Source organism: Pseudoalteromonas sp. PS5 (genome assembly GCF_004103255.1).
GTDB classification, from domain to species: domain Bacteria; phylum Pseudomonadota; class Gammaproteobacteria; order Enterobacterales; family Alteromonadaceae; genus Pseudoalteromonas; species Pseudoalteromonas peptidolytica.
On sequence record NZ_RCSQ01000077.1, the window covers coordinates 23,372 to 29,371 of the forward strand.

A 6,000-nucleotide genomic window follows, 5' to 3' on the forward strand; every position below is an offset into this window, starting at 1 on the left:
TATATTCCACTTTGCACTTTACAGGCAGCATGGTTCTATTAACGATAATTGTGCCAACCTACACCGCTGAGTCAAACAGGTTTTTCACCAACCCGGCAAATTCTTCAATAAACTCTTTTTGCTCCGTGGTGACACGCCTATCAACAACGCTTGATAGCACTTCTTGCAAGTCATACACAATACCGTCTACCTCGCGCACAATCATGCTACGCTGCTCTGTAGAAAGTTCACTGTGTTGCTCGCAAATACGGATAACGTTTTCAGCAATCACATCTTCGATCAATTCCAAGACTGTTGGAGCACCAGGCTCTACCGTCCCAGACTTCTCAAACAAGGCTAAATTTTGCGTCAAATACATGACTAAATCATCATATCCTTGTTTATCTAAAACCATACTTTGCTCACCTGAACTTATCAAAGACATCTCCTATTGATTTAAGCAGAAAGTTTTTTCGATTGCTACTTTTGTAGACAACTAGACACAAAAAAGCAGCCGAAGCTGCTTTTTTATCAATAAAATTGATAGTGCTATTTTAATCTAAAGATAAACCTGGGCTCAAGCTTGCAGGTAATGTTACCTTCTCTAATTCTACTGAAGCAACTGGGTATGCACAGTAATCTGCTGCATAATAAGCGCTTGCACGGTGGTTACCTGAAGCACCAATACCACCAAATGGTGCAGCGCTTGACGCACCTGTGATTGGACGGTTCCAGTTAACAATACCAGCGCGAATACGGCGTAAGAAGCGGTCATAGTCAGCTTCGTGGTCACCGAGTAGACCCGCTGAAAGACCAAAGCTTGTTTCATTTGCTTTTTCAATGGCCGCGTCAAAGTCTGTGTAGCGGAATACTTTTAATAACGGGCCAAAGTGTTCTTCATCAGGGAAGTCTGCAATGTTAGTACATTCGATGATACCTGGCGTTACAAAGCCTGTGCCTTCTTTATGAGTAAGCTCAATAAGCGACTCACCACCTAACTCAACAAGCTGTTGCTGTGCTTTTACCATACCGGCTGCAGCTGCATTTGAGATCATTGAACCCATAAATGGTTGTTCTGCATCATCAAAGTTGCCAACCTTAATCGCTTTAGTCGCTTTGATCAGTTGCTCAAGGATGATGTCACCTTGCTCACCTGCCGGAAGGAATAGCTTACGAGCACAAGTACAACGTTGACCACTTGAGATAAACGCAGATTGAATAATGTCATGCACTGCCGCTTTGGTATCCGCCACGTCTTTTACAATTAATGGATTATTTCCGCCCATCTCAAGGGCTAAGATCTTGCCTGGTTGACCCGCATATTGCTCATGTAATAAATGACCAGTACGAGAAGACCCGGTAAAGAATAAGCCGTCGATACCAGCATGTGACGCCAGTGCCTTACCAGTTTCAACTTCACCTTGAACTAAGTTAATCACGCCCGCAGGAAGACCCGCTTGTTGCCAGTATTTAAGCGTAAGCTCAGCAACGTATGGTGTGAGTTCAGACGGCTTGAAAATAACCGTGTTACCAGCCAGTAGCGCAGGTACAATGTGACCATTAGGTAGATGGCCTGGGAAGTTATATGGGCCAAACACCGCAACCACGCCGTGCGCTTTATGACGAATAACTGCACGACCAACAGGCATTGGATTTTCAACCACGCCAGTACGCTCTTGATAAGCTTTCTCAGAAATTGCGATTTTACCTACCATAGCGCCCGCTTCGGTGCGAGTTTCCCAAAGTGGTTTGCCCGTTTCTTTAGCAATTGCGATGGCCAACTCTTCGCTATTTTCTTTTAGTACTTCAGCAAAACGCTTAACAATTTCTAAGCGCGCTGCAAAGCTCATGTCGCTCCATGAATAGAAAGCTTCACGTGCTGCTTTTACTGCGCTATCAACTTGCGCTGCTGTTGCTGCGTTTGCTGTCCAAATTACGTCGTTGTTTGCTGGGTTTACAGAGCTAAAGCTTTCGCCTTGTCCTGCAATCCACTCACCGTTAATTAGTTGTGCTGCATGTGTTGTCATAATCTGTTCCCAATCTTAAATCTTCACTAGGCTTACTTGATCGCCTTCTTCTACTTTTAGCGCCGCAGCAACATGTGGAGCAAGCGTTATCTCATTGTCATCAGACAAAGTTAACTCTATGACCGCTGCGCGATAGTCCACAAGTTTATCATTTGCGACCATAACAGGGAATCCACCTTGACTATCGCCTATTTTCACTGTGCGCTTTTCGCTATTGCGTACCGTGCGAATATTGCTCACTTTGGCTTCAACAGTAGGGCCTGCGTCAAAAATATCAACGTAACCGTTAAAGGTGAAACCTTCACTCTTTAATAACTCAATCGCAGGGCGAGTATTGTCATGTACCTCACCAATCACCGCTTGTGCTTCTTCACTGAGCAGATTCACGTAGATTGGGTATTTTGGCATTAGCTCTGCAATAAAGACCTTTTGGCCAATACCCGTGAGGTAATCAGCAGTTGGGAAGTCCATAGAGAAGAAATGCTCTTCAAGCCACTGCCAAAATGGACTTTCACCTTGTTCATTCGACACGCCGCGCATTTCTGCAATCACGGTTTCGGCAAAGCGCGCACGATGTTGATTAATAAACATAAAGCGAGAGCGAGATAAGAGTTTGCCGTTGCTTCCCTTACGATAACCATCCTTTAAGAACAGCGTGCATAGTTCCGTTGCGCCAGTGTAATCATTACATAGCGTTAAAATATCCACTGCTTTGTAAACATTCAGCGTGCGAGAAGAATGGATCACTTTGCTCAGATGGTAATGATAAAACGCATCATCCAAACCAACCGCAGCTTCGATACCACTGGTACCAACCACCTCGCCAGTTTCTGTATCTTCTAATACAAATAAATACCCTTCATCAAAAGGCTTGTCTGCTTGCTTACCAAATGAAGCAACTGAACGTGCAATCTTCTTCTGTAATAGCTCTTCGTTAACAGGCAAAGAGGTAAAACCGTGGCCTGATTCATGAGCAATGTTTAAAAGCGCTGGATAATCGCTTTCTTGGATTGGGCGAAGGATCATCATGAGCCCGCTTACTCCTCAAAAATGTGGATAACAACAAGGCCACCAAAAGGTGACCTTGCAATCAGTATTAGGCGTTGTTAGCAACTACCGCAGCAACCGCTTTTTCAAAGCGTGCCATTCCTTCGCGAATGTCAGCATCAGGAATAACTAAAGATGGAGTAAAACGTACCACGTTTGCACCAGCCACAAGTGACATCACGCCTTGTTTGATACCTTCAACCAAGAACTCTTTTGCTTTGCCTTGATACTTTTCAGTAACTACGCCACCAAGCAATAGACCTTTACCACGTACTTCACTAAATACGTTGTACTTTTCGTTGATGTCATTAAGTAATTCACGGAAAAGCTGTTCTTTTGCTTTTACACCGTCAAGCACTTCTGTTGTGTTAACGGTATCAAATGCAGCTTCAGCAACCGCACAAGCTAATGGGTTACCACCATATGTTGAACCGTGAGTACCTACTTTTAGGTGCGCAGCAATTTCAGTGGTCGTGATCATTGCCCCGATAGGGAAGCCACCACCTAGTGCTTTAGCTGTGGTTAGAATGTCTGGCGTTACTCCTAAACCTTGGTATGCGTAAAGTTCACCTGTACGACCAACACCAGTTTGTACTTCGTCAAAAATAAGTAGCGCGTTGTGTTTATCACATAGTTCACGCACACCTTTAACAAACTCAGCGGTTGGTGCAATAATGCCACCTTCACCTTGTAGCGGTTCCATCATCACTGCACAAGTATTGTCAGAGATAAGAGCTTCAAACGCTGCTAAGTCGTTGTAGTTTGTGTGAACTACATCGCCAGGCTTTGGACCAAAACCATCCGAATACGCAGCTTGACCACCAACAGTAACCGTAAAGAATGTACGGCCGTGGAAACCTTGATTAAATGAAATGATTTGCGATTTTTCAGCACCGAACTTGTCAAGTGCCCAACGGCGCGCAAGTTTTAGTGCCGCTTCGTTCGCTTCTGCGCCAGAGTTGGCGAAGTAGACCTTTTCTGCAAATGTTGCATCAGTAAGCTTTTTCGCAAGACGTAGTGCAGGCTCATTAGTCATTACATTAGACAAATGCCAAATTTTTTCGCCTTGCTCTTTTAATGCGCCCACCAAAGCTGGGTGACAATGACCTAAACAGTTAACTGCGATACCACCAGCAAAGTCGATGTATTCACGACCTTCTTGATCCCACACGCGAGAGCCCTCGCCTTTTACTGGGATCACAGCAGAAGGTGCGTAGTTAGGTACCATTACGTCGTCAAACAATTCACGATTGATAGTCATTTTATTTCCTCATATTTGGTGAGTGAAAGTGCAAACAAGGAGTCATTCCGTTTGAAGGTTGGCGTATTGCCACCGCTTGATAGGATATTTATTCACACCAATTAGGTGCTATGTATTTTGACCCGCCCCTTGATGGCACAAAATTCATACGCTCATTATTTCAGAAAAAGCGCCATTTGTCTCACTTATAGCATGTTCCCAGCCCTTTGCATTCAAGGGTTTAACATATATTCTCAACTCAAGTGAATAACTATTTAGGGCTGATATTCAGGGCAAAGCAAGCACGATGCAGCCTTGCACAGATCATTAAAGGTTAGGTTCTGAATGAATAGTCGCAAAAAAAATTCCGTTTTTTTTTACAAAATCGTCAACTGAAGGTTATGGAATGCACATTTTGCCAATTGCTGACGCATTTCTTCAGTGAGTTCTAGGTGACTGAGTAAAATCTCAGCTTCGTCATCTTCTATCAACTGACTGTCTTTTAAAACAAGCATTTGAGCATAGCCATAGGCTTTTTGCATCACTTGTGTCAGTGGTAACGGATCCGCTATTTTTTTATGCGATTTTGGTAAATAAGTTTGCGAATACTCTTCCATTACCGCATTAAAGGGAAGGTAACGCAGCTCCATTTTCTCTATTAGTTTTCGAGATATATCTGCGGAGTGTTCTAACAGCAAGTTACGCAAAAATAGGGGATCTGGAGATAGCTCCATTAGCGCGGTATGTAGATCTTTTTGCTTTTTATCACGGGCGATTTGTACTTTGGCTTGCCATACTCTTTCAAAAGTACGTAAATACAGTCTGACTAACGCAATTTTGCCCAGTTCAAGTAACATTCCCAAGGTAAAGGCATGTTGTTCTTTAACACCAAAAAATGGGGCAAGCTCCTTTGCTGCAATAGCAGTGCTCATACTTAGCTCCCGCATTTTACGCTTCATTAAGCCAAACGGTTCTGTTGCATGGGGCATCCAATGCCTCACCGCCATCGTCGGGATCACCATTTGCAGGTTTTCTAAGCCCAAATACCTCAGTGCCAGCGCGGGGGTATCGACTTTAATCGATGTGCCTTTGCTATTTTTCTTACGATACTGCGGCAAATTCACCAAAGATACAAGCTCTCGCCCTAACCAACTGAGGTCATTTACGAGTGGCTCTAATCGCCCTACTGACGCTGAACGCACAGCCAAAATATCAAAAATGGCAGGAACCGAATCTTGAATGCCAACCACTTCATGGTAAATGGTATCAAGATCATGTAATTGTTTTGCAATTGCCTCTTCAATAACTGAATGTAAGTGCTTACTTGCTTTAGCTATGTATTTATGATGAGTCGTACTGCTTTCCTGTCGTTTTGCAGCCGCAGCAATCTCCACCTCAAGCATGGTACGCTGGGCAATATTTTCTCCATAACTAATATCAAAAGTATGGATATAGCCGATTTGCTTTTGGGCAAAGTTAAGGCTGATAAGAAGGTCATGGGCGCGCTCAGAAAGCGCTTGTGCCATTCTAATTTGCTTATTTTCTTGCGTCGTCATGCATGCTACTTATCTAAAGGAAACAATGAGTTTAGCACTCAACAGATAGTCGTATTGTTCGATATTATACCACTAAAGGCAATATTAAAGTTTTATTGTGCGTATCTTAAAGCACTGACAGAAACGTCATCTCCAAGCTTATACCAATTTT

Annotated in this window: 5 protein-coding genes; all 5 read right to left on the minus strand. The window is 43.5% G+C overall.

Annotated features, from left to right (window positions below):
• Nucleotides 1–58: 58 nt before the first annotated feature.
• Nucleotides 59–394, minus strand: coding sequence for a DUF3802 family protein (locus tag D9603_RS10645; RefSeq protein ID WP_194086966.1), 336 nt, complete (start codon nt 392–394; stop codon nt 59–61).
• A gap of 139 nt (nt 395–533) precedes the next feature.
• Nucleotides 534–2,006 carry a succinylglutamate-semialdehyde dehydrogenase gene (astD, locus tag D9603_RS10650; protein ID WP_128731289.1) on the minus strand — a complete coding sequence of 491 codons (1,473 nt, stop codon included), beginning with the start codon at nt 2,004–2,006 and terminating at the stop codon, nt 534–536.
• A gap of 15 nt (nt 2,007–2,021) precedes the next feature.
• Nucleotides 2,022–3,035 carry an arginine N-succinyltransferase gene (gene astA / locus D9603_RS10655; protein WP_125252263.1) on the minus strand — a complete coding sequence of 338 codons (1,014 nt, stop codon included), beginning with the start codon at nt 3,033–3,035 and terminating at the stop codon, nt 2,022–2,024.
• 67 nt (nt 3,036–3,102) lie between these two features.
• A complete protein-coding gene (locus D9603_RS10660) occupies nt 3,103–4,314 on the minus strand; it encodes an aspartate aminotransferase family protein (RefSeq protein ID WP_128731290.1) in 1,212 nt (403 codons plus the stop codon).
• 356 nt (nt 4,315–4,670) lie between these two features.
• Complete coding sequence (locus D9603_RS10665; RefSeq protein ID WP_128731291.1) at nt 4,671–5,849, minus strand: HDOD domain-containing protein; 1,179 nt, start codon at nt 5,847–5,849, stop codon at nt 4,671–4,673.
• Between the last annotated feature and the right edge of the window lie 151 nt (nt 5,850–6,000).